17 protein-coding genes and 1 other RNA gene are annotated in these 21682 nt (G+C 68.1%); 1 reads left to right on the forward strand and 17 read right to left on the reverse strand.

Going from position 1 to position 21682, the window contains the following annotated elements; all coding sequences use genetic code 11:
- Positions 1-14: 14 nt before the first annotated feature.
- The 17 genes from lpxC to A6745_RS03535 all read right to left on the reverse strand — a co-directional run bounded on the left by lpxC (position 15) and on the right by A6745_RS03535 (position 19495).
- Positions 15-938 (reverse strand): UDP-3-O-acyl-N-acetylglucosamine deacetylase, encoded by a 924-nt coding sequence (lpxC, locus tag A6745_RS03455; protein ID WP_066123529.1) that lies wholly within the window; start codon positions 936-938, stop codon positions 15-17.
- Positions 939-1180: 242 nt separating this feature from the next.
- The gene (ftsZ, locus tag A6745_RS03460) at positions 1181-2374 is read right to left on the reverse strand and encodes a cell division protein FtsZ (RefSeq protein ID WP_066123532.1); all 1194 of its coding nucleotides are present in this window, start codon (positions 2372-2374) and stop codon (positions 1181-1183) included.
- 173 nt (positions 2375-2547) lie between these two features.
- A complete protein-coding gene (gene ftsA / locus A6745_RS03465) occupies positions 2548-3774 on the reverse strand; it encodes a cell division protein FtsA (protein WP_066123541.1) in 1227 nt (408 codons plus the stop codon).
- A gap of 4 nt (positions 3775-3778) precedes the next feature.
- Entirely contained in the window at positions 3779-4591 is an 813-nt protein-coding gene (locus tag A6745_RS03470) for a cell division protein FtsQ/DivIB (RefSeq protein ID WP_066123548.1), read from the reverse strand.
- Between the two features lie 11 nt (positions 4592-4602).
- The gene (locus A6745_RS03475; RefSeq protein ID WP_066123551.1) at positions 4603-5565 is read right to left on the reverse strand and encodes a D-alanine--D-alanine ligase; all 963 of its coding nucleotides are present in this window, start codon (positions 5563-5565) and stop codon (positions 4603-4605) included.
- Positions 5562-6971 carry a UDP-N-acetylmuramate--L-alanine ligase gene (gene murC / locus A6745_RS03480; protein WP_066123553.1) on the reverse strand — a complete coding sequence of 470 codons (1410 nt, stop codon included), beginning with the start codon at positions 6969-6971 and terminating at the stop codon, positions 5562-5564. The genes A6745_RS03475 and murC overlap by 4 nt, the downstream gene beginning before the upstream one ends.
- 154 nt (positions 6972-7125) lie before the next feature.
- Positions 7126-8205: an undecaprenyldiphospho-muramoylpentapeptide beta-N-acetylglucosaminyltransferase gene (murG, locus tag A6745_RS03485; RefSeq protein WP_066123554.1), complete on the reverse strand. Its 1080-nt coding sequence runs from the start codon at positions 8203-8205 to the stop codon at positions 7126-7128.
- Positions 8202-9395 (reverse strand): putative lipid II flippase FtsW, encoded by a 1194-nt coding sequence (gene ftsW, locus A6745_RS03490; protein WP_066123558.1) that lies wholly within the window; start codon positions 9393-9395, stop codon positions 8202-8204. Before ftsW ends, murG begins: the two co-directional genes overlap by 4 nt.
- Complete coding sequence (gene murD / locus A6745_RS03495) at positions 9392-10921, reverse strand: UDP-N-acetylmuramoyl-L-alanine--D-glutamate ligase (RefSeq protein WP_066123559.1); 1530 nt, start codon at positions 10919-10921, stop codon at positions 9392-9394. The genes ftsW and murD overlap by 4 nt, the downstream gene beginning before the upstream one ends.
- Positions 10918-12087 (reverse strand): phospho-N-acetylmuramoyl-pentapeptide-transferase, encoded by a 1170-nt coding sequence (mraY, locus tag A6745_RS03500; RefSeq protein ID WP_066123562.1) that lies wholly within the window; start codon positions 12085-12087, stop codon positions 10918-10920. Before mraY ends, murD begins: the two co-directional genes overlap by 4 nt.
- Positions 12077-14917: a bifunctional UDP-N-acetylmuramoyl-L-alanyl-D-glutamate--2,6-diaminopimelate ligase MurE/UDP-N-acetylmuramoyl-tripeptide--D-alanyl-D-alanine ligase MurF gene (gene murF / locus A6745_RS03505; protein ID WP_066123563.1), complete on the reverse strand. Its 2841-nt coding sequence runs from the start codon at positions 14915-14917 to the stop codon at positions 12077-12079. Before murF ends, mraY begins: the two co-directional genes overlap by 11 nt.
- Positions 14914-16662: a peptidoglycan D,D-transpeptidase FtsI family protein gene (locus A6745_RS03510; protein WP_066123566.1), complete on the reverse strand. Its 1749-nt coding sequence runs from the start codon at positions 16660-16662 to the stop codon at positions 14914-14916. Before A6745_RS03510 ends, murF begins: the two co-directional genes overlap by 4 nt.
- Positions 16659-16955: a cell division protein FtsL gene (gene ftsL, locus A6745_RS03515; RefSeq protein ID WP_066123569.1), complete on the reverse strand. Its 297-nt coding sequence runs from the start codon at positions 16953-16955 to the stop codon at positions 16659-16661. Before ftsL ends, A6745_RS03510 begins: the two co-directional genes overlap by 4 nt.
- Positions 16955-18034 carry a 16S rRNA (cytosine(1402)-N(4))-methyltransferase RsmH gene (rsmH, locus tag A6745_RS03520; RefSeq protein ID WP_066123572.1) on the reverse strand — a complete coding sequence of 360 codons (1080 nt, stop codon included), beginning with the start codon at positions 18032-18034 and terminating at the stop codon, positions 16955-16957. The genes ftsL and rsmH overlap by 1 nt, the downstream gene beginning before the upstream one ends.
- 8 nt (positions 18035-18042) lie before the next feature.
- Entirely contained in the window at positions 18043-18471 is a 429-nt protein-coding gene (mraZ, locus tag A6745_RS03525) for a division/cell wall cluster transcriptional repressor MraZ (RefSeq protein WP_066123573.1), read from the reverse strand.
- 304 nt (positions 18472-18775) lie between these two features.
- An RNA gene (gene rnpB, locus A6745_RS03530) (RNase P RNA component class A) lies at positions 18776-19199 on the reverse strand.
- Positions 19200-19279: 80 nt separating this feature from the next.
- On the reverse strand, positions 19280-19495 hold the full coding sequence (locus A6745_RS03535) for a hypothetical protein (protein WP_156513264.1): 216 nt from the start codon (positions 19493-19495) through the stop codon (positions 19280-19282).
- A 212-nt stretch (positions 19496-19707) separates the two neighbouring features.
- On the opposite strand from A6745_RS03535, the gene A6745_RS03540 reads away from it, so the two are divergent.
- Positions 19708-21546, forward strand: coding sequence for an ATP-binding cassette domain-containing protein (locus tag A6745_RS03540; protein WP_066123579.1), 1839 nt, complete (start codon positions 19708-19710; stop codon positions 21544-21546).
- Positions 21547-21682: the final 136 nt, after the last annotated feature.

The following is a 21682-nucleotide window of genomic DNA, read 5'->3' on the forward strand; positions in this document are numbered from 1 at the left end:
CGCGCCGAAGCGCATCAGGCGAGCTGCCACTCGTGGCGGAACGCCTGCGGCGCGTCGGCCTGCGATTCGTAGCTGACCAATTCCCAGGCGTCCTGCTGGGCCAGCAGCGCGCGCGCCAGCTGGTTGTTCAGGCTGTGGCCCGACTTGGAGGCCACGTAACGCGCCACCAGCGGCTTGCCCAGCAGATACAGGTCGCCGATGGCGTCCAGGATCTTGTGCTTGACGAACTCGTCGTCGTAGCGAAGGCCGTCGCTGTTGAGCACGCGGTACTCGTCCATGACGATGGCGTTGTCCAGGCTGCCGCCACGGGCCAGGCCCATGGAGCGCAGCGCCTCGACTTCGTTGACGAAGCCGAAGGTACGGGCGCGAGCGATCTCGCGCACATAGGAATGCGTGGCGAAGTCGATTTCGGCGAAGTTGGCCGTGGAGTCGATCGCGGGATGGCGAAAATCGATGGAGAACGCCAACGAATAGCCTTCGTGCGGCTCGAGGCGGGCCCACTTCTCGTTGCGGCCCTCGCCTTCGCGGATCTCGACGGGCTTCAGCACCCGGATGAAGCGCTTGGGCGCGTTCTGCTCGACGATGCCCGCCGAGCGCAACAGGTACACGAACGTGGCGGCGCTGCCGTCCATGATCGGAACTTCTTCGGCGGTGAGATCGATATGCAGGTTGTCGATGCCCAGGCCGGCCAGCGCCGACATCAGGTGCTCGACCGTGGAGACACGCACGTTGCCTTGCTGCAGCACCGAGGCCATGCGCGTATCGCCGACCGCATCGGCGCGCGCCGGAAGGTCGACGACCTGGGGCAGGTCGACGCGGTGGAAGACGATGCCGGTATTGGCTTCGGCAGGACGCAGGGTGAGCTCGACCCGGCGACCCGAGTGGACGCCCACACCGGTCGTGCGAACGAGGTTCTGGATGCTGCGCTGTCGGAACATGTCTTATGAGATCAACTGGGCTCGCTTCCCGCAATGCAGCAGGATAGCCAGCAAGAGACAAACATTGTAACCCGGGAGGACCACCCTTGCCATTTGTCTGTAATACGACGAAATGGTTTCAGCGGGCGTTGTGGCCCCATTTTATTCTTCTGGCAGCTCCGCGTCCGGTCCGCCTCGGGAAGACGGACCGGAGTTGAGGGAGGTACTACTTTAGCCCGGAAGGGCCTCGGCGGGGAGCCGGATCAGTCAGCCTGCTTGCGCAGGAAGGCCGGGATGTCGAAGTGATCCATGCCCGAGCTTTCCAGCGCGCGCACCTGGGCCGAGGCCTGGCTGCGCGGGTTGCGCATCACCGAGGGCATGTCCAGGTTGCGGTAGTCGCCGCCTTGCTGGCCAGCGCCGGCCATCATGCCGGCGAGCGGCAGGTTGTCCGTGCCGGTGCGCAGGGCCTCTTCGGTGCTCTGGACCAATTGCGGACGCGCGACGGCGCGGCCCAGGCCCGTGGCGACCACGGTCACGCGCAGCGATTCGCCCATCGTTTCGTCATAGGCGGTGCCGAAGATCACGGTGGCGTCGTCCGAAGCGTAGCTGCGGATCGTTTCCATGATTTCGCGCGTTTCGCGCATCTTCAGCGAGCGGCTGGCGGTGATGTTGACCAGCACGCCGCGCGCGCCGTTCAGGTCCACGCCTTCCAGCAGCGGGCAGGCGATGGCCTTTTCGGCGGCCACGCGGGCGCGGTCGGCGCCCGAAGCGGTCGCCGTGCCCATCATGGCCTGGCCCTGCTCGCCCATGATCGTCTTGACGTCTTCGAAGTCGACGTTGACGTTGCCTTCGACATTGATGATTTCGGCGATGCCCGCGCAAGCGTTGTGCAGGATGTCGTCGGCGGACTTGAAGCAGTCTTCCTGCGTCGCGTCCTCGTCCATCAGTTCGTACAGGTTTTCGTTCAGCACGACGATCAGCGAGTGGACGTGCTTGCCCAGTTCGTTGATGCCGTCCTCCGCCATCTTCAGGCGCTTGTTGCCTTCGAAGGTGAAGGGCTTGGTGACCACGCCCACGGTCAGGATGCCCAGTTCCTTGGCCACTTCCGCGACCACGGGACCGGCGCCCGTACCCGTACCGCCGCCCATGCCGGCGGTGATGAACACCATGTGAGCGCCGTTCAGGGCCGAACGGATCTCTTCGCGCGCCGTCTCGGCGGCGGCACGGCCCTGCTCGGGCTTGGCGCCGGCGCCCAGGCCGGTGCGGCCCAGGCGGATCTGCACGGGTGCGTTGGTCGCCGCCAGTGCCTGCGCATCGGTGTTGGCGCAGATGAAATCCACGCCGCTCACGCCGCTGCGAATCATGTGCGCCACGGCATTGCCGCCCGCGCCGCCCACACCAACGACCTTTATCACGGTCCCTTTGGTGTTGTTCTCAAGCATCTCGAAATTCATCATGATGACTCCCTCACAAGTCAGAATTGCAAATCACAAAATTCCCGATTACTGCCTATTTTTGTGAATCGCTTCAAAGCAGAAGCCGGCCGGGTTGCCCGCTACGGGTTTGAAGCGCCTCCTTCGGGCCTGCCTTCGTGGGCAGGCCTCCGGCGGGCCGCAAGGCCTACCGTTCCCTAATTCATGAACCATTCCTTCATGCGCTGCAGCAGCGACTTGAAGTTGCCGGTCTGCGCGGCCACCTTGCGGCCGCGCAGGCGTTGCATGCGCGCCTCCTGCAGCAGGCCCATCACGGTGGAGAAACGCGGATTGCGCATCACATCGGCCAGGCTGCCTTCGTATTCGGGCACGGCCACGCGCACCGGCTTCAGGAAGACGTCCTCGGCCAGCTCGATCATGCCGGGCATCTGGGCGGTGCCGCCCGTCAGCACCACGCCGGAGGCCAGCAGGTCTTCGTAGCCGGAATCGCGCACCACCTGCTGCACCAGGCCGAACAGCTCTTCCACGCGCGGCTCGATCACGGCGCCCAGCGCCTGGCGCTTGACCTGGCGCGGGCCGCGGTCGCCCAGGCCGGGCACTTCCACGGCCTCTTCGGGGCGCGCCAGTACCTGCTTGGCCACGCCGTAGCGCAGCTTGATCTCTTCGGCGTCGGGCGTCGGCGTGCGCAGCATGGCCGCGATGTCGTTGGTGATCTGGTCGCCGGCGATCGGGATCACGGCGGTATGGCGGATCGCGCCGCCCGTGAAGATCGCCACGTCGGTGGTGCCGCCGCCGATGTCGACCAGCACCACGCCCAGTTCCTTCTCGTCGGACGTCAGGCAGGCCAGGCTGGAGGCCAGCGGCTGCAGGATCAGGTCCTGTACTTCCAGGCCGCAGCGGCGCACGCACTTGACGATGTTCTGCGCGGCGCTGACGGCGCCGGTGACGATGTGCACGCGCACTTCCAGGCGCAGGCCGCTCATGCCGATGGGCTCGCGGATATCTTCCTGGCCGTCGACGATGAATTCCTGCGTCAGCACGTGCAGCACCTGCTGGTCGGTCGGGATGTTGACCGCCTTGGCCGTCTCGATCACCCGCGCCACGTCGGTGGCGGTGACCTCCTTGTCCTTGACCGCCACCATGCCGCTGGAGTTGAAGCTGCGGATGTGGCTGCCCGCGATGCCGGTGTAGACGTCGCGGATCTTGCAGTCGGCCATCAGCTCGGCTTCCTCCAGCGCGCGCTGGATGGAGTTGACGGTGGTCTCGATGTTGACGACCACGCCCTTGCGCATGCCGCGCGATTCGTGCTGGCCCAGGCCGAGCACTTCGAATCGGCCTTCCGGCAGGATTTCGGCGACGACCGCGACCACCTTGCTGGTGCCGATGTCGAGCGCGACGATGAGGTCCTTGATGTCACGAGTCATGGCGTTATCGTTTCTTGGGTGGTTTCGTATGAGATTGCGGTTCGGGCAGCGGCGCCAGCGCCAGCGCGAAGCCGTTCGGATAACGCAGGTCGGCCTGCGTCACCGTGCGGCCTTCCAGGCGCGTGGCAACGGCAGGCCAGGCCTGCACGAATCGTTGAATGCGGGCGGCGAACGGCAGCGCGCCGGGCAGGCCCAGTGGGTCCGGCGCGTCGGCCGCCGGATCGCGTCCCAGGTCCAGCAGCAGGTCGTTGGACAACTTGGCGCGCCACGCATAGCGCGGGCTCAGTTCCAGCTCTTTCACGCGCAGGTCCAGCGGCGCGAACCAGCGCGCCAGCTCGGCGTAGCGCTGCACCACCAGTTCCTGGCTGCCTTCCGGACCGGAAAACTGCGGCAGGTCCGAGTCGTCGTCCAGCTCGCCCGTGTTCGCCGTGAACGCTTCGCCCCAGGTGTTGATCATCTGGTTCTCGTTCCACAGCGCCAGCGGCTGCTGCTCCTCGATGCGCACGCGCAGCGTATTCGGCCAGATGCGCCGGATCGTGGCATGCCGCACCCAGGGCACCGACTCGAACACCTCGCGGGCCTCGTCCAGGTCCATCGTGAAGAAGTTGCCCCGGAAACGGCCGGCGATCGAGGCCCGCACCGAACCCGGCGACACGTAATGCAGCTCGCTGTCCGGCATGGGCTCGAGCTCGATGGCCGCCAGCGTGAAGTAGGGCCGTTGCGCCACCCATGCCACGCCGCAGGCGAGCATGACCGCAACCGCCAGCACGGCCAGCGTGTTGGCGATCAGGTTGATGGTGCGAGCGTCGTTCCACACAGAGCTTCCCGTCAGTCCTTGCGAGCCGGGCTGCGCACCTTGCAGGTGGCGCCGGCCAGAATCGTCACGCACAGGTCGGCATAGCTCATGCCTACCGCCCGCGCGGCCATGGGCACCAGCGAATGGCTGGTCATGCCCGGAGACGTGTTCATTTCCAGCAGCCAGGGCCTGCCCTGGCGGTCCAGCATGAAGTCGGCGCGGCCCCAGCCCTCGCAGCCCAGCACGCGGTAGGCCCGCACCGCCAGCTCGCCCATCTGCAGGGCAAGCTCGGCCGGCACGTCCGCGGGGCAGAAGTACTGGGTTTCGTCCGAGTAGTACTTGTGCTCGAAATCGTAGTTGCCGCCCGGCGCCGCGATCTCGATCACGGGCAGCGCACGCGCTTGCGAACCGCTGCCCAGCACCGCCACCGTCATTTCGCGGCCGGTGATGAAGGCCTCGGCCAGCACCGTGCTATCCAGGCGCGCGGCCTCGGCATAGGCGGACTTCATGTCCGAATAGCCGACGACCTTGGTGATGCCCACCGAGGAACCCTCGTGCGGCGGCTTCAGGATCAGCGGCAGTTGCAGGCGGTCCGGCACCAGGCGCAGGTCGGTGGCGGCATCCAGCACCTCGAACGCCGGCGTGGGCAGGCCATGCTGCTGCCACACGCGCTTGGTCATGATCTTGTCCATGGCCAGCGCGGAAGCCATCGGGCCGCTGCCCGTGTACGGAATGTCCAGCAATTCCAGCGCGCCCTGGATCGTGCCGTCCTCGCCGTAGCGGCCGTGCAGCGCGATGAAGACGCGGTCGAAGCCCGCCTGGGCCAGATCGGCCAGGCTGCGTTCGCCGGTGTCGAACAGATGCGCGTCCACGCCGGCCGACAACAGGGCGTCATGCACGCCATTGCCGGACATCAGCGAGACTTCGCGCTCCGCGGAACGGCCTCCGTACAGCACGCCCACCTTGCCGAGGGACTTGGGATCAATGATGCTCATGCCTTGCCCCCCAATTGAGCCGGCACGCGGCTGATCGTGCCGGCACCCATCACGATGACCACGTCGCCGTCGCGCACGAAATCGCGCACGGCCTGCGGCAGCTCCTTCACGTCTTCCACGAACACGGGCTCGACCTTGCCGGCCACGCGCAGCGCGCGGGTCAGCGCGCGGCCGTCCGCGGCCACCAGCGGCGCCTCGCCGGCCGAGTACACTTCGGTCAGCAGCACGCCATCGGCGGTGCCCAGCACGCGCACGAAGTCCTCGAAGCAGTCGCGGGTACGGGTGTAGCGGTGCGGCTGGAAAGCCAGCACGATGCGGCGCTCGGGCCAGGCGCCGCGCGCGGCGGCCAGCGTGGCGGCCATCTCGACGGGATGGTGGCCGTAGTCGTCGATCAGGGTGAACGTGCCGCCACCGTGCTCGGCGGGCACTTCGATCTCGCCCCACTGCGTGAAGCGGCGTCCCACGCCCTTGAAGGCGGCCAGGGCTTCGGCGATGGCGGTATCGGACACGCCCAGTTCCGTGGCGACCGCGATGGCGGCCAGGGCGTTGCGCACATTGTGCAGGCCCGGCAGGTTCAGCGTGATGTTCAGTTCGGGCAACTGGACCGGGTCGCGGTCCTGGCGCTGCACGCGGAAATGCATGCGCGTGCCGTCCGCCCGTACGTCCAGGGCGCGCACCTGCGCCTCGGGATTCAGCCCGTAGGTGGTGATGGGACGCGACACGAACGGCATGATCTCGCGCACGTTGGCGTCGTCGACGCACAGCACGGCGCTGCCATAGAACGGCAGGCGCTGGCTGAATTCGATGAAGGCGCTCTTCAGGCGCGCGACGTCATGCCCATAGGTGTCCATGTGGTCGGCGTCGATGTTGGTGACGACCGCCATCACCGGCAGCAGGTTCAGGAACGACGCGTCGGACTCGTCGGCCTCGACCACGATGTACTCGCCCTGCCCCAACTGCGCGTTGGCGCCGGCCGAATTCAGGCGGCCGCCGATCACGAAGGTGGGGTCCATGCCGCCCGCGGCCAGCACGCTGGCCACCAGGCTGGTCGTGGTGGTCTTGCCGTGCGTGCCGGCCACGGCGATGCCGCGCTTCAGGCGCATCAGCTCGGCCAGCATCACGGCGCGCGGCACCACCGGAATGCGCGCGGCCCGGGCCGCGATCACTTCGGGGTTGTCGCCGGCCACGGCGGTGGAGGTGACGATGGCGTCGGCGTCGGCCACGTTGGCCGCGTCATGGCCGATGGCCACGCGCATGCCCAGACTGGCCAGGCGGCGCGTGACGGCGGAGTCGTTCAGGTCGGAACCGCTGACCTGGTAACCCAGGTTCAGCAGCACTTCGGCGATGCCGCTCATGCCCGAGCCGCCTACGCCTACGAAATGGATGTGTTGAATGCGGTGTTTCATTTATTCAGCCTCCGCTCGGCCGCCCGGAGGAGGCTGACGCCCCCTCGGGGGGCAGCGAACGCAGTGAGCGTGGGGGCAACCCATAGCCTCCGCTCGGCCGCCCGGAGGAGGCTGACGCCCCCTCGGGGGGCAGCGAACATAGTGAGCGTGGGGGTCATTTTTCTTGCCTCGCTGCTTGTTCGCAGACGTCGGCGATGTCGGCCGCGGCCTGCGGACGCGCCTGCGTGCGCGCCCGTACGGCCACGGCCTGGAGTTCATCCCGGCTGCGCTGGCCCAGCCACTGCGCCAGCCATTCGGGCGTCAGGCCCGGCTGGGGCTGCAGCCAGGCGGCCTGGCCGTCGGCCAGGAAACGCGCATTGGCGGTTTGATGGTCGTCGATGGCGTGCGGGAACGGCACGAACAGCGCGGCGACGCCGGCTGCCGCCACCTCGGACACCGTCATGGCGCCCGCGCGGCACACCATCAGGTCGGCCTCGCCCATGGCGCTTGCCATGTCTTCGATGAAGGCACGGCAATCCGCCTGCACACCGGCAGCGGCATAGGCTTGCGCCAGTGCCTGGATATGCTGTTCGCCCGCCTGGTGCACCACCTGCGGACGCTGTCCTTCAGGCAGCATCGCCAGCGCGCGCGGCAGGGTTTCGTTCAGGGTCTGCGCCCCCAGGCTGCCGCCCACCACCAGCAGGCGCAGCGGACCGCCGCGTCCGGCATAGCGCCGCGCGGGTTCGGGCAGGGCGCACAGGTCGGCGCGCACCGGATTGCCCAGCGCATCGCCATTCGGCAACACGCCGGGGAAGCCGCTGAGCACGCGGCGCGCCAGTCGCGCCAGCCAGCGGTTGGCCGTGCCGGCCACGGCATTCTGTTCGTGCACCACCAGCGGCACGCCGCGCAGCGCGGCCACGACGCCGCCCGGGAAGGCGACGTAGCCGCCCATGCCCAGCACCACGTCGGGACGCACGGCGGACAGGTGGCTCCAGGCCTGGCCCAGCGCGCTGGCCAAGAGGAACGGCAGGCGCAGCATCGCGCCCGCGCCACGCCCACGCAGGCCCGCGAAGCGCAGCGGCACCAGGTCGAAACCGCGCGCCGGCACCAGGCGGCCTTCCATTTTCTCGGGGTTGCCCAGCCACATCACGCGCCAGCCGCGCTGGCGCAGCACGTCGGCCACGGCCAGGCCGGGCATGATGTGCCCGCCGGTGCCGCCGGCCATGATCAGGATGGTCCTTGCCGGGGCGTTCATACCCTGCCCCCACGCATCATGACCCGGTTCTCGATGTCGACGCGCACCAGCAGGCCCAGCGCGCACAGGTTCATCACGATGCCCGAACCGCCGTAGCTCATCAGTGGCAGCGTCAGGCCCTTGGTGGGCAGCAGGCCCAGGCATACCCCCATGTTGATGAAGGCCTGCACCCCGAACCACATGGCGACGCCGTTGGCGACCAGGCCCGCGAAGGTGCGTTCCATGGCGATGGCCTGGCGGCCGATGTCGAAGCCGCGTTGCACCACGACCGCGAACAGGCAGATCACCAGCATCACGCCGGCGAAACCCAGTTCCTCGCCCACCACCGCCATCAGGAAGTCGGTGTGCGCTTCGGGCAGGTAATGCAGCTTCTCGACGCTGGCGCCCAGGCCCACGCCCAGCCACTCGCCGCGCCCCAGGGCGATCAGCGAGTGCGACAGTTGATAGGCGCTGCCGTATGCATTGGCTTCGTTCCAGGGATCCAGGTAGGCGAACAGGCGGGCCCGGCGCCACGGCGACAGCCAGATCAGCATCAGGAACATGCCCAGCAGCACGGCCAGCAGGCTGCTGAAGTACTTGCCGTTGATGCCGCCCAGGAACAGGATGCCGATGGCGATCGCCACGATCACCATGAAGGCGCCCAGGTCGGGCTCTAGCAGCAGCAGCATGCCGACGCCGCCCAACGCGGCCGCCATCGGCAGGAAGCCGCGGGCGAAGGCCTGCATGTGCTCCTGCTTGCGGACCGTGTAGTCGGCGGCATACACCACCGCCGCCAGCTTCATCAGCTCGGAAGGCTGGAAGTTGATCGGTCCCAGCGGAATCCAGCGGTGGGCGCCGTTGACCTCGCGGCCGATGCCCGGCACCAGCACCGCGGCCAGCAACAGGATCGCCACCATGAACAAGGGCACGGCCATGCGCTGCCAGACCCGCACCGGAATGGTCAGCACGACCAGCGCGGCCACCACGCCGGTGGCCATGAAGATGCCGTGGCGCAGGATGAAGTAGTAGCGGCCATACGAGGCGTAGCGCGGCCCGTCGGCCAGCCCGATGGACGCCGAATAGACCATCAGCAGGCCCAGCAACAGCAGCGTCGACGCGGCCACGATCAGGGCCATGTCGCAATTGCGCATGCGGGTGCGGCCGGGCGGAACGGCGTTGACGCTGGCGGTCAGGTCGGCGAACAGGCTCATACTTCTCCCCGATCCATTGCCAGCTCCGCGACCTCGTCGGCGAACACCTCGCCGCGATGCGGATAGTTGCGGAACATGTCGAAGCTGGCGCACGCGGGCGACAGCAGCACGGCATCGCCGGGCTGCGCCAGATCGGCCGCGGCGCGCACGGCGGCGCGCATGCCGTCGGCACGCTGCAACGTCACGCCGGTGGATTCCAGCACCTGGCCGATCGCGTCGGCATCGGCGCCGATCAGCACCACCGCGCGCGCATGGCGCGTCACCACCGGCACCAGCGGCGAGAAATCCTGGCCCTTGCCCACGCCGCCGGCGATCAGCACGGCCTGCTGGCCCAGGCCCTCCAGCGCGGCCACGGTGGCGCCCACGTTGGTGCCCTTGCTGTCGTTGATGTAGTCCACGCCGCCGACGCTGCGCACAAAGGCGGCGCGATGCGGCTCGCCCGCATAGTCGCGCAGCGCCCGCAGCATCGGGCCCCAGCCCAGGTCCAGCGTGCGCGCCAGTTGCATGGCAGCCAGCGCGTTCATCGCGTTGTGCATGCCGCGGATGCGCAGCGCATCCACCGGCATCAGGCGGCTCAGGCGGCCCGCCGGACGGACGGGCGGCGGCGCATCCTTCTTGCGGCGGCTGGTCGTGGGGGCCGGCTCGTAGAAATCGTTGGGCTCGCAGGCAGCCAGCCAGGCCACGCCATGGCCCTGCTCCAGGCCCATGTCGCCCACCAGCTCGGGCACGTCGCGGCCGAAGCTGCGCACGCGCTCGGCATTCAGCGCCTCGACCATGCGCACCGTCAGCGGATCGTCGCGGTTGACGATGGCGATCCGGGCCATGGGTAACAGACGCGCCTTGGATTGGGCGTAGGCGTCCATGCCGCCGTGCCAATCCAGGTGATCCTGCGTCACGTTCAGCACCACCGCGGCGTCGGCCGACAGCGTATGCGTGGTTTCCAGCTGGAAGCTGGAAAGCTCCAGCACCCACACCTGCGGGAGGTCGTCGTTGTCCAGCGCATCCATCAGCGCGGCCAGCGCGGCGGGGCTGATGTTGCCGGCGGCGCGCGCGGTCAGGCCGCAGGCCTCGACCAGTTGGCGCGTCATCGCGGTCACCGTGGTCTTGCCGTTGGTGCCGGTGATGGCCAGCAGGCGCGGCCGATACTCGCGCGTCTGCGCCAGGCCGGCCAGGGCGCGGGCGAACAGCTCGATCTCGCCGATGACTTCGATGCCGCGCACGGCGGCCTCGGTCAGCAGGTCCAGCGCGGGCGCCTGGCCCGGCGCCAGGCCGGGGCTCAGCACCACCTGGCCGACGCCGTCCAGCAGGTCGGCGTCGAAGACATTGCCGCAGCCCAGGCGGTACTGCACGTCGGCCTGCTCAAGCGACTGCTTCAGCGCCTCGATGCCCGCGGGTTCGGCCCGCGTATCCGCCACGCGCAGCGACGCCCCCTGCCGGGCGCACCAGCGCGCGGCAGCCGCGCCCGTCTCGCCCAATCCGAGGATCAGGGTACGGGCGCCGTGGGAGGTTGCGTCGATCTCGCTCATCGCAGTTTCAGGGTGGACAGGCCAATCAGCACCAGCATCATGGTGATGATCCAGAAGCGGACCACCACCTGCGTTTCCTTCCAGCCGCCCACTTCGAAGTGGTGGTGCAGCGGCGCCATCCGGAAGATGCGCCTGCCTTCGCCATAGCGGCGCTTGGTGTACTTGAACCAGGTGACCTGCACCATGACCGACAGCGTCTCGACCACGAACACGCCGCCCATGATGAACAACACGATTTCCTGGCGCACGATCACGGCGATGGTGCCCAGCGCGCCGCCCAGCGCCAGCGCGCCGACGTCGCCCATGAACACCTGCGCCGGATAGGCGTTGAACCACAGGAAGGCCAGCCCCGCCCCGCCGATGGCCGCGCACAGCACCATCAGCTCGGACGCGCCGGGAATGTAGGGGAACAGCAGGTACTTCGAGTAGTCGACGCGGCCCACCACGTAGGCGAAGATGCCCAGCGCCGCGCCCACCATGACGGTCGGCATGATGGCCAGGCCGTCCAGGCCGTCGGTCAGGTTCACCGCGTTGCTGGTGCCGACGATCACGGCCCAGGTCAGGCCCACGAAGCCCAGCACGCCCAGGGGATAGCTCACGCTCTTGAAGAACGGCACGATCAGGTCGGCGCGGGTCGGCAGCGGCATGATGAAGCCGCTGGACACCCAGGCCTTGAACAGCGGCCACAGCTCGGCATTGGCCGGCGCGGACACGGCGAAGGCCAGGTATACGGCGGCGATCATGCCGATGGTGGCCTGCCAGAAGAACTTCTGGCGCGCCGGCATGCCCTCGGGATCGCGGTGCACCACTTTCTTGTAGTCGTCCATCCAGCCGATCCAGCCGAAGCCGAAGGTGACCAGCAGCACCACCCACACGAAGCGGTTGGTCCAGTCGGCCCAGAACAGCGTGCTGATGGCGATGGAGATCAGGATCAGCGCGCCGCCCATGGTGGGCGTGCCGGTCTTGACTAGGTGGGTCTGGGGACCGTACGAACGGACGGCCTGGCCGATCTTCAGTTCGGTCAGCTTGCGGATCACGCGCGGACCGGCCACCAGGCCGATGATCAGCGCGGTGGCGCAAGCCAGCACGGCGCGCAGGGTGATGTATTCGAAGACCCCGATGACACGGACGTCATCCGACAGCCAACGGGCGATCTCAAGCAGCATGCCGGTCTCCTGCGCCTTGGGGCGTATTGTTGTTATTGGAAGAAAAACCCTGCACTACCCGCTCCATGCGCATGAAACGCGAACCCTTCACCAACACACTGGCGGGCGCCGCCTTGCGCAGCGCCGCCACCACCTCTTCCACGGACCCGCAGGCCTGCGCCCCCGGGCCGAATACCTGCGCGGCCAGCCGGCTGGCTTCACCCAGCGTGACCAGTCGTTCGATGCCGCGCTCGCGCGCATAGGCGCCCACTTCCTGGTGCATCGCCGGGCCGTTGTCGCCCACTTCGCCCATGTCGCCCAGCGCCAGCGCGCGCGGGCCGGGCAGTTGCGCCAGCACGTCGATCGCCGCGCGCACCGAATCCGGATTGGCGTTGTACGTATCGTCGATCAGCAGCGTGCCGTCGGCCATGGGCTTGCGCTGCATGCGCCCGGCCACCGCGCTGAAACCCGACAGCGCCCGCAGCGCCACGTCCAGCGGCGCGCCCGCGGCCAGGCCGCAGGCAATGGCGGCCAGCGCATTGCGCAGGTTGTGCGTGCCGGGCACGGGCAGATCGAGCGGCGCGCAGCCCGCCGGCGTCACCACGCGGCAGCGCGTGCCGGTGACGTCGGACTCGATCTGCTCGGCATAGACTTCCAGGCCCGGTTCCAGGCCGAAACGCAGCACGCGGCGCGGACCGGCCAGCGCGTCCCAGATGGGCGCGTAGGGCTCGTCGCCCGGATACACGGCCACGCCATCGGCGGGCAGCGCCGCCAGGGCCGCGCCGTTCTCGCGCGCCACGGCCTCGACCGTGTGCATGAATTCCTGGTGCTCGCGCTGGGCGTTGGTGACCAGCGCCACGCTGGGCACGGCCAGCGCCGCCAGGTAGGCGATCTCGCCGGGATGATTCATGCCCAGTTCGAGCACGGCGGCGCGATGCTCCGGCCGCAGCCGCAGCAACGTCAGCGGCACGCCGATGTCGTTGTTGAAATTGCCGGCCGTGGCCAGGCGGTGCGCCTCGCCCTGCCAGCCCGCCAGGATGGCGGAGATCATTTCCTTGGTGGTCGTCTTGCCGTTGCTGCCGGTCACGCCCACCAGCGGCAGCGCAAAACGCGCACGCCAGGCGGCGCCGATGCGGCCCAGCGCCAAGCGGGTATCGCCCAGCACCAGTTGCGGCAGGCTGCAAGCCTCGACACGATGCGCCACCACCGCCGCGCAGGCGCCGCTGGCCTGGGCCTGCGGCAGGTAGTCGTGGCCATCGAAGTTGTCGCCGGACAGCGCCAGGAACAGTTCGTCGGCGCCGATGCGGCGCGTGTCGGTGGACAGGGCGGGCACCTGCGGCAACAGCAGCGCCAGGCGCGCCCACTCGCGGTCGTCGAACGGCAGCCTGGCGCCGGCGACTTCCTGATAGATTTCGTGGCCCTTGCCCGCCAGCAGCACGACGTCCTCGGGCGCGCTGCGCCAGATCTCATGCATGATGGCCAGCGCGCGATCGGCCTGTACGTCGGCGCGCGCGCTGCGCGGCATGCCGGCCAGGATCTGTTCGATGATCGCTTGCGGCTGCTCGCCGCGCGGATTGTCGCTGGTCACCAGGACACGGTCGGCATGCTCGGCCGCGATGCGGCCCATCTCGGGACGCTTGCCCGGATCACGTTCGCCGCCGCAGCCGAACACGCAGGCCAGGCGTCCGCCGCGCGCCTGCGCCACGGGCCGCAGCGCGGCCAGCGCGCGCTCCAGCGCGTCCGGCGTATGGGAGTAATCGACCACGACCAGCGGGCCGCGTGCTGCGGGGTTCGCGTTGCGCAGCGTCAGCGGCGTCACCGCCTGCAGGCGGCCGTCCACCGGCTGCGCGGCAGCCAGTTCCCGGGCGATGTCGGATAGCCCATAACCCAGCTTATCGAGCATGCCCGCCACCAGCAGCAGGTTGGCGATGTTGTGCAGGCCCAGCAGGCGCGTGACGATCTGCGCCTCGGCGCCACGCGAAGCCAGCGTGAATACCTGGCCATGCGCCGTGACCCGCAGATCGCGGGCCTGGATATCGGCGGGCTCGTCGCCCAGCGAGTACGACACGGCCACGCCGGCGGGCAGGCTGGCCAGCAGGCGCCGCCCCGCCGCGTCGTCGGCATTGATGACGGCGCCATTCAATTCAGCGCGGCGGAACAGCAGGGCCTTGGCCGCTTCGTACTGTTCCATCGTGCCGTGATAATCAAGGTGATCTCGCGTCAGGTTCGAATACCCGGCCACCGCAATGCGCACGCCGTCCAGGCGGCCCTGCTCCAGGCCGATCGACGAAGCTTCCAGCGCCACCGCCGCGGCGCCCGCCGCACGCATGGCCGCCAGCGTGCGATGCACGGACAGCACGTCCGGCGTGGTCAGCACACCGCCCAGTTCGCGGCCATCGGGCAACTGCGCCCCCAGCGTGCCGATGGTGCCGCACGGCCGCGCCAGCCGCGTCAGCGCGCCCGCCAGCCACTGCACCGTGGACGTCTTGCCATTGGTGCCGGTTATGGCCACCACGGTCAGCGCCGCCGACGGCTGGCCATACCACTGGTCGGCCAGTTCGCCCAACATGGCGCGCAGGCCGCGCACCGCCAGCACCGGACCGGCGGCGGCCACCTGCGGTGCGCCATCGGCCTCGTACAACACCGCGCCCGCGCCCTGCGCCAGCGCCTGATCCATATACAGGCGGCCATCGGAACGCAGGCCGGCGCAGGCCACGAAGACGTCGCCCGTCTTCAACTGACGCGAATCCAGATGCATGTCGGCGCCCGCCGCGGCGTGTGCGCGCAACCATTCCAGCACTTGCGTGCAGTCGGCCAGCGCGTTGGGCGGGGTGGTGGCGCGCATGTTCATCGACCCAATTCCGGCGCGCCGGTCGCCGGATTACCGGCCACGATGGTCGATTCGAACGGCGCGTCGGGCTGCACGCCCATCAGCCGCAACGAGCCGCTGACCACGCGCGAGAACACCGGCGCGGCAATGGCGCCGCCGTAGTAGCCGCCGACCTTGGGCTCGTCGATGGACACGGCCACCACGATCTTGGGATTGGACACCGGCGCGAAGCCCACGAACGAACTGCGATAGCGCTGCGTGCTGTACTTGCCGTCCACGATCTTGCGCGCCGTGCCGCTCTTGCCGGCCACGCGGTACCCCTGCACCATGGCCGCCTTGGCGCCATCGGGACCGGCCGCGCCTTCCAGCATGCCACGGACCATCTGGGCAATCTTGGGCGGATACACGCGCACGCTGGTGGGATCGCTGTCGCGCTTGACCAGCGTCAGCGACACCATGTCGCCATCGCGGGCGAATACGGTATAGGCGCGCGCCACCTGCAACAGCGACACCGACAGGCCGTAGCCGTAGGCCATCGTGGCCTTCTCGATCAGGCGCCAGCGTTCCCAGGGCCGCAAGCGGCCCGGCGCGGCGCCCGGGAAACCCAGCTGCGGCGCCTGGCCCAGGCCCAGTTCAGTAAAGCGGTTCCACATCTCGCGCGCTTCCAGGCGCTCCGAGATCATGGTCATGCCGATGTTGCTGGAGCGCAGCAGGATGCCGGCCACGTTCAGCGTGCCGTTGTGGCGGCTGACGTCGGTGATGGTGCTGCCCTGGTACTGGAAACGTCCGCTGCCGGTGTCGAACAGGGTGCTGGGCGTGATGCGGCCCAGGTCCAGCGCCAGCGCGGCCGTGAACGGCTTCATGATCGAGCCGGGCTCGAAGGTGTCGGTGATCGCCTGGTTGCGCAACTGCGACATCTGGAAGGTGTCGCGGCGGTTCGGATCGAACGTCGGCAGGCTGGCCATGGCCAGGATCTCGCCGGTCTGCACGTCCAGCACCACCGCCGTCGCCGCGCGGGCCTCATGCTTCTGCATGGCGTCCTGCAGTTCTTTATAGAGCAGGTACTGCACGCGCGTGTCGATCGACAGGCGCAGGTCGCGGCCATCGACGGGCATGGTCACCGCCTGCACGTCCTCGATCACGCGGCCCAGGCGGTCCTTGATGACGCGGCGGCTGCCGGCACGGCCGGACAGCAGATCGTTGAAAGCCAGCTCGACGCCCTCCTGGCCCTTGTCCTCGACGTTGTTGAAGCCGACCACGTGCGCCGTCACTTCGCCTTCGGGGTAATAGCGCAGCGACTCGGGCTGCTGATGGATACCCGCCAGGTTCAACTGCTTGATCTTGTCGGCCACTTCCATCGGCACCTGACGCTTGAGGTAGACGAAGTTGCGGTCTTCGTCGGCCAGGCGGCGGCGCAGGTCGGGCAGCGGCATGCCCAGCAGGTTGGCCAACGCCGCCAGTTGGGCACTGTCGGCCTGCTTGGCGTCTTCGGGAATGGCCCAGATGGCGCGCGCGGGCACGCTGGAGGCCAGCACCACGCCATTGCGGTCCAGGATCTTGCCGCGCGTGGCCGACAGCGTCAGGGTGCGTTCGTAGCGGCGCTCGCCCTGCTGCTGCAGGAACTCGGTGGACAGCCCTTGCAGGAACAACGCCCGGCCCGCCAGCAAGACGAAGCCGCCGAACAGCAGGATCAGCACCAGACGGGCGCGCCACATGGGCAGTTGGCCGCGCAGCACGGGGTTGTCGAAGAAGGGCATGCGCTTCATTGCGCGCCTCCGACTGCGGGCTGGACGATGGGAGCCTGGTTCAGGTAGATCGTGCGGTCAGGCACGATGGGGATCATTTTCAGGTCGCCGCGGGCGGCCTGGTCGACCCGTGCATTGCGGGCCAGTTCGGCGCGTTCGAGCTGCAGGCGGCGCCAGTCGGTATCCAGGTCGCGAGCCTGCGCCTGGTCGCGGCCCAGCTCGATGAAAAGCTGGCGCGACTGATAACGGGCGGTGACCAGCGACACCGATGCAAGCATCAGCAACGCGGCCACGATCAGGCTCAAGCGGGCCATCAGTGCGCCCTCCGCTTGCCGGCGGGACGGCGCGCCTGCGCGCCAGGCACCGGCGGAACGAAATCGCCGCCGCCCGGAGGCAGCGGCTCGGCGGTGCGCTCGGCCACACGCAGCACGGCGGAGCGCGCGCGCGGATTGCCGGCGACTTCGTCGTCGTCGGCCAGCACGCGGCCCAGCGACTTCAGGATGGGCTGGGGGAGTTCGCTTTCACGCAGGGGCAGGCGCGAGTACGCCGCCGCCGGCCGGGCGGCCGCCGCGATGCACTGCTTGACCATGCGGTCTTCGAGCGAATGAAAGCTGATCACAGCCAACCTCCCCCCTGGGGCGAGCAGACCTAGAGCTGACGCGAGGGCGCCAGCGAGTTCCTCGAGTTCCCGATTGAGGTAAATCCGTAGAGCCTGAAAGGTGCGTGTGGCCGGATGCTGCCCCTTTTCGCGCGTGCGGACGGCGCTGGCGACGCACTCGGCAAGCTCGAGCGTGGTGCACAGCGGCCGTGTTGCGCGGCGAGCAGCAATCGCCTTTGCAACCTGAAAAGCAAACCGTTCTTCGCCATAATCCGCAATGACCTCCCGCATTTCATCCACGCTGGCTTGCGCCAGCCATTCCGCGGCCGTCGGACCGCGGGTGGTATCCATCCGCATGTCCAGCGGGCCTTCCCGCATGAACGAGAAACCTCGTCCGGCGTCGTCGATCTGAGGCGACGACACACCAAGATCCATCATCAGGCCATCGATCCGGCCGATGCCCAACGCTTCCAATTCCTGCGCCACCGTGACGAAGCCGTTATGGACGACCGTCACCCGGCTATCGGCCGAGGCCAGCTCGCGCGCCACGGCGATGGCTTGCGGGTCCTTGTCGAACACCACCAGCCGCGCCTCGGGCCCGAGCCGGGCCAGCAATTCGCGGCTGTGCCCGCCGCGGCCAAAGGTGCCGTCGACGTAGATGCCGCGCTGCACCCGCTGCCGCGGTTCGGCGTCGTCCGCTGCGCCCGACCGGTCCGCGCGCTTGTCGCCGAATCGCGGCAACACCAACGCGTCCACCGTCGGCGCCAGCAGTACGGGCCGATGCTCGAGGTTCATAGAAAAGTTCAGAAAGAAAACTGGTTCAACACTTCCGGCATTCCCTGAGCCAGGTCCGCCTCTTCACGGCGGGCCAGGGAAGCGGCATCCCACAGCTCGAAATGGGTGCCCATGCCAAGCAGCATCACATCTCGCGTCATACCGGCGGCGTTGCGCAGTTCGGGGGCGACGAGGACCCGGCCGGAGCCGTCGATCTCCACATCCTGGGCGTTACCCAACAGCAAACGCTGCAGACCCCGGGCCGACATGGGAAAGCCGGCGATCTGCTCGCGCTTCTTCTCCCACTCGGGCCGCGGATACATCAGCAGACAGCCATCGGGGTGCCGGGTCAGCGTCAGGCAACCGTCAGCCTGAACCGCGAGCGCGTCACGATGCCGGGTCGGAATCGAGATCCGCCCCTTGGCATCCATCGTCAGCGCGCTGCTTCCCTGGAACACCCATTCGCCCCACTTAGTTGCACAAAATCCTACTTTTTCCCACTCTACGGTAATGGGCAAACCCGGTCAAGCGAGCAGTTGCAATTTTTTCAATCAAACCAAGGACTTAGGGCAATTGCTACAAGGCCCCATAAAAAAACCCCCTGAAAAATCAGGGGGTTGTTGATACAACTCAATGTCTTTCTTCAGAAAGCGCCCTAAAAACCGCGTTGGGACAGCCTGTTACGGCTATTGGATACATTTTTGAATGCCTCGTTACGGTCTCGTGGCAACTCCCGCCGGCAGGCGGGAATTCCTGCATCCAAGGCAGGACAGATCTATAGGCCGGATTCTGTACGCCGGGTGACCCCGGCGGGCAATCATTCCTCTGCGCCGGCCATTGCTGGACGGCTGTAGCCATCTACCCGCATGCTCGAACGGAGCCGCCCTTCCCGGTCCGAAGACCGTGCGCATGCCTATTTGATGTTGCTCCGGATAGAGGTTGCCGCGTTTCACCCTGCCACGCCGCCCGCCGTTGCCGGAGGACGAAGCACGGAGATGGCCGTGCCTGTGCGCGCCGGAGCGCGCCCGCGCCGCAGACTCGTCTCTGTGGCCCTATTCCTCGAATGAACAAGGCGGGGCAAAGCCCCCCCTTGCATCCGGACGGCCGTTAGCCGCTATCCTGCCCTGTGGAGTCCGGACCTTCCTCGAAACGTCCGAAAACGTCCCGCGATTGCCCGATCTGTCCTGCGAGCGGCATTCTACTCGACAAAGAAGAACGCCCCCCGGCCGTCTGGACGGCCGGAGCCCCGCGATTGCGGCAGGCAGCTCAGTTGCTGGCGGTCGCGGTGTTGGCCGTGCCGGTGATCGGCGTTTCCGACAGGTCGCCGATGGTCACGCCATTGGAGGCCTGGCCGTCGTTGCGCATCTTCAGGCACGGCAGAACCGGCAGGCTCCAGCGGCGGGTGATGAAGCGCCGGATCGACGTGGTGTCGTCATAGGTGTGGTCAACGAAGCCCTTCTTCACGTTCGGGCCGATGACCAGCGCGGGACAACGACAGCATCAGCCCCGCGGCAGGCCATGAAAATGGCCTGCCGCATCCGTTTTGGAGGCCGTCATCGACGAGAGCCCGCTTGCAGCGTCATGGTCCCGCATCCGAGCCGTCGCGCTTGCCCGGCCCACTGCGCCGCGCATCAATCCGCCCTTCCTGCGAAAATAGCCGTCTCCTTCCGATTTCCGCAGCAGAATCGCCCTACATGGCCGCCTCTTCCCTCATCGCCCTCACCGACCTGCAACTGGCCTTCGGCCACCATGCGTTGCTCGACCACACCGACCTGTCCATCCAGCAGGGCGAGCGCATCGGCCTGATCGGCCGCAACGGCGCCGGCAAGTCCTCGCTGCTGCGCATCCTGTCCGGCGAGGCCGAGCCCGACGACGGCACCGTCTCGCGCACCAGCGGTCTGAAAGTCGCCGTCGTCACACAGGAACCCGAGCTGGATGAAAGCGGCACCCTTTACGACGCGGTCTTCGGCGAGATCGACCTCGACTCCGAAGATTGGCAGCGGCCTGCCCGCGTGCGCGCCCTCATCGAGAAGCTGGGCCTGGATCCCGACGCCCCGGCGTCCGGCCTGTCCGGCGGCACCCGCAAGCGCCTGGCCCTGGTCCGCGCGCTGGCGGACCAACCCGACCTGCTGATGCTGGACGAGCCCACCAACCACCTGGATTTCGAAGGCATCTCGTGGCTGGAAGGCATGCTGCGCGACGGCAACTTCGCCGTACTGTTCATCACCCACGACCGGCGCTTTCTCGATGCCGTCGCCACCCGCATCGTCGAACTCGATCGCGGCAAACTGCTCAGCTTCCCTGGCAACTTCAGCGAATGGCAGGTTCGCAAGGCCCAGTTCCTGGAGGCCGAACGCCTGGAGAACGCCCGCTTCGACAAGCTGCTGGCCCAGGAAGAAGTCTGGATCCGCAAGGGCGTCGAAGCCCGCCGCACCCGCAACGAAGGCCGCGTACGCCGCCTGGAACGCCTGCGCGTCGAGCGCAGCGAACGCCGTGAACGCGTGGGCGACGTCACGCTGGCTGTGGCCGAAGGCGGACGCTCGGGCAAGCTGGTGGCCGAACTGGACAACGTCGGCAAGTCGTTCTCCGACCGCGTCGTGGTCGACGGCTACTCCACCACCGTGCTGCGCGGCGACCGCATCGGCCTGATCGGCCCCAACGGCGCCGGCAAGACCACGCTGCTCAAGCTGATCCTGGGCGAGCTGCCTCCCGACACCGGCACCGTCAAGATCGGCACCAACGTGTCGGTGGCCTACTTCGACCAGATGCGCAGCCAGCTCGACGAAAACGCCACGCTGGCCGAGGTGATCAACCCCGGCAGCGAGTGGATCGAGATCGGCGGCCAGCGCAAGCACGTCATGAGCTACCTGGGCGACTTCCTGTTCTCGCCGGCACGCGCGGGCTCCCCGGTCAGCAGCCTTTCCGGTGGCGAGCGCGCGCGCCTGCTGCTGGCCCGCCTGTTCGCCCGCCCCGCCAACGTGCTGGTGCTGGACGAACCCACCAACGACCTGGACATCGAAACGCTCGAACTGCTCGAAGAGCTGCTGCAGGACTACACCGGCACGGTGCTGCTGGTCAGCCACGATCGCGCCTTCCTCGACAACGTGGTCACACAGACCATCGCCAGCGAAGGTAACGGCAAATGGCGTGACTACGTCGGCGGGTACGACGAATGGCTGGCCCAGCGGCCCGCCGCCCCGGCTCCGGTCCTGGCGCGCGCCGCGGCCCCCGAACCTGCGGCGCAGCCGGCTGCCGCCGAGAAGCCCGCCGCCACGGCAGCCCCTGCCGCAGGCAAGGCCGCCAAGCGCCTGTCCAGTTGGGAAGAGCGCGAACTTGACGGCCTGCCCGATGCCATCGCGGCCAACGAGGCCCGCCAGGCCGCCATCGCCGCCCAGTTGGCCGACGGCAAGGTCTATCACGAGGACCCGGCACTGGCCGCGCGCCTGGGCGAAGAGCAAGCGCGCCTGGAAGCCGAACTGGAAGAGAAATTCGCGCGCTGGGAAAGCCTGGAGGCGCGTCGCACGGGCGCCTGAGGCTCGTGGAAGCAGCCTTTGGCGCGACGGCTTCGAGGCCACGGAGTCCTGTTGGCCAGACCCCCAGCGCACTCGTGAAGGGGGTGCCTGCACCCCACGTGCCCCTCTTATCCTTCAGACCTTGGCGCAGGGTCAG

Source organism: Bordetella ansorpii, from assembly GCF_900078705.1.
Lineage (GTDB): Bacteria > Pseudomonadota > Gammaproteobacteria > Burkholderiales > Burkholderiaceae_B > Bordetella > Bordetella ansorpii_A.

Excerpts from the sequence above, each read along its gene's own strand:
- lpxC (WP_066123529.1), bottom strand. The coding sequence starts at position 938 with ATGTTCCGACAGCGCAGCATCCAGAACCTCGTTCGCACGACCGGTGTG.
- murD (WP_066123559.1), bottom strand. The coding sequence starts at position 10,921 with ATGAGCGAGATCGACGCAACCTCCCACGGCGCCCGTACCCTGATCCTC.
- A6745_RS03540 (WP_066123579.1), top strand. The coding sequence starts at position 19,708 with ATGGCCGCCTCTTCCCTCATCGCCCTCACCGACCTGCAACTGGCCTTC.
- mraY (WP_066123562.1), bottom strand. The coding sequence starts at position 12,087 with ATGCTGCTTGAGATCGCCCGTTGGCTGTCGGATGACGTCCGTGTCATC.
- murF (WP_066123563.1), bottom strand. The coding sequence starts at position 14,917 with ATGAACATGCGCGCCACCACCCCGCCCAACGCGCTGGCCGACTGCACG.
- A6745_RS03475 (WP_066123551.1), bottom strand. The coding sequence starts at position 5,565 with ATGAGCATCATTGATCCCAAGTCCCTCGGCAAGGTGGGCGTGCTGTAC.
- ftsZ (WP_066123532.1), bottom strand. The coding sequence starts at position 2,374 with ATGATGAATTTCGAGATGCTTGAGAACAACACCAAAGGGACCGTGATA.
- ftsL (WP_066123569.1), bottom strand. The coding sequence starts at position 16,955 with ATGGCCCGCTTGAGCCTGATCGTGGCCGCGTTGCTGATGCTTGCATCG.
- murG (WP_066123554.1), bottom strand. The coding sequence starts at position 8,205 with ATGAACGCCCCGGCAAGGACCATCCTGATCATGGCCGGCGGCACCGGC.
- murC (WP_066123553.1), bottom strand. The coding sequence starts at position 6,971 with ATGAAACACCGCATTCAACACATCCATTTCGTAGGCGTAGGCGGCTCG.
- rsmH (WP_066123572.1), bottom strand. The coding sequence starts at position 18,034 with ATGAACCTCGAGCATCGGCCCGTACTGCTGGCGCCGACGGTGGACGCG.
- ftsA (WP_066123541.1), bottom strand. The coding sequence starts at position 3,774 with ATGACTCGTGACATCAAGGACCTCATCGTCGCGCTCGACATCGGCACC.
- ftsW (WP_066123558.1), bottom strand. The coding sequence starts at position 9,395 with ATGAGCCTGTTCGCCGACCTGACCGCCAGCGTCAACGCCGTTCCGCCC.
- A6745_RS03510 (WP_066123566.1), bottom strand. The coding sequence starts at position 16,662 with ATGAAGCGCATGCCCTTCTTCGACAACCCCGTGCTGCGCGGCCAACTG.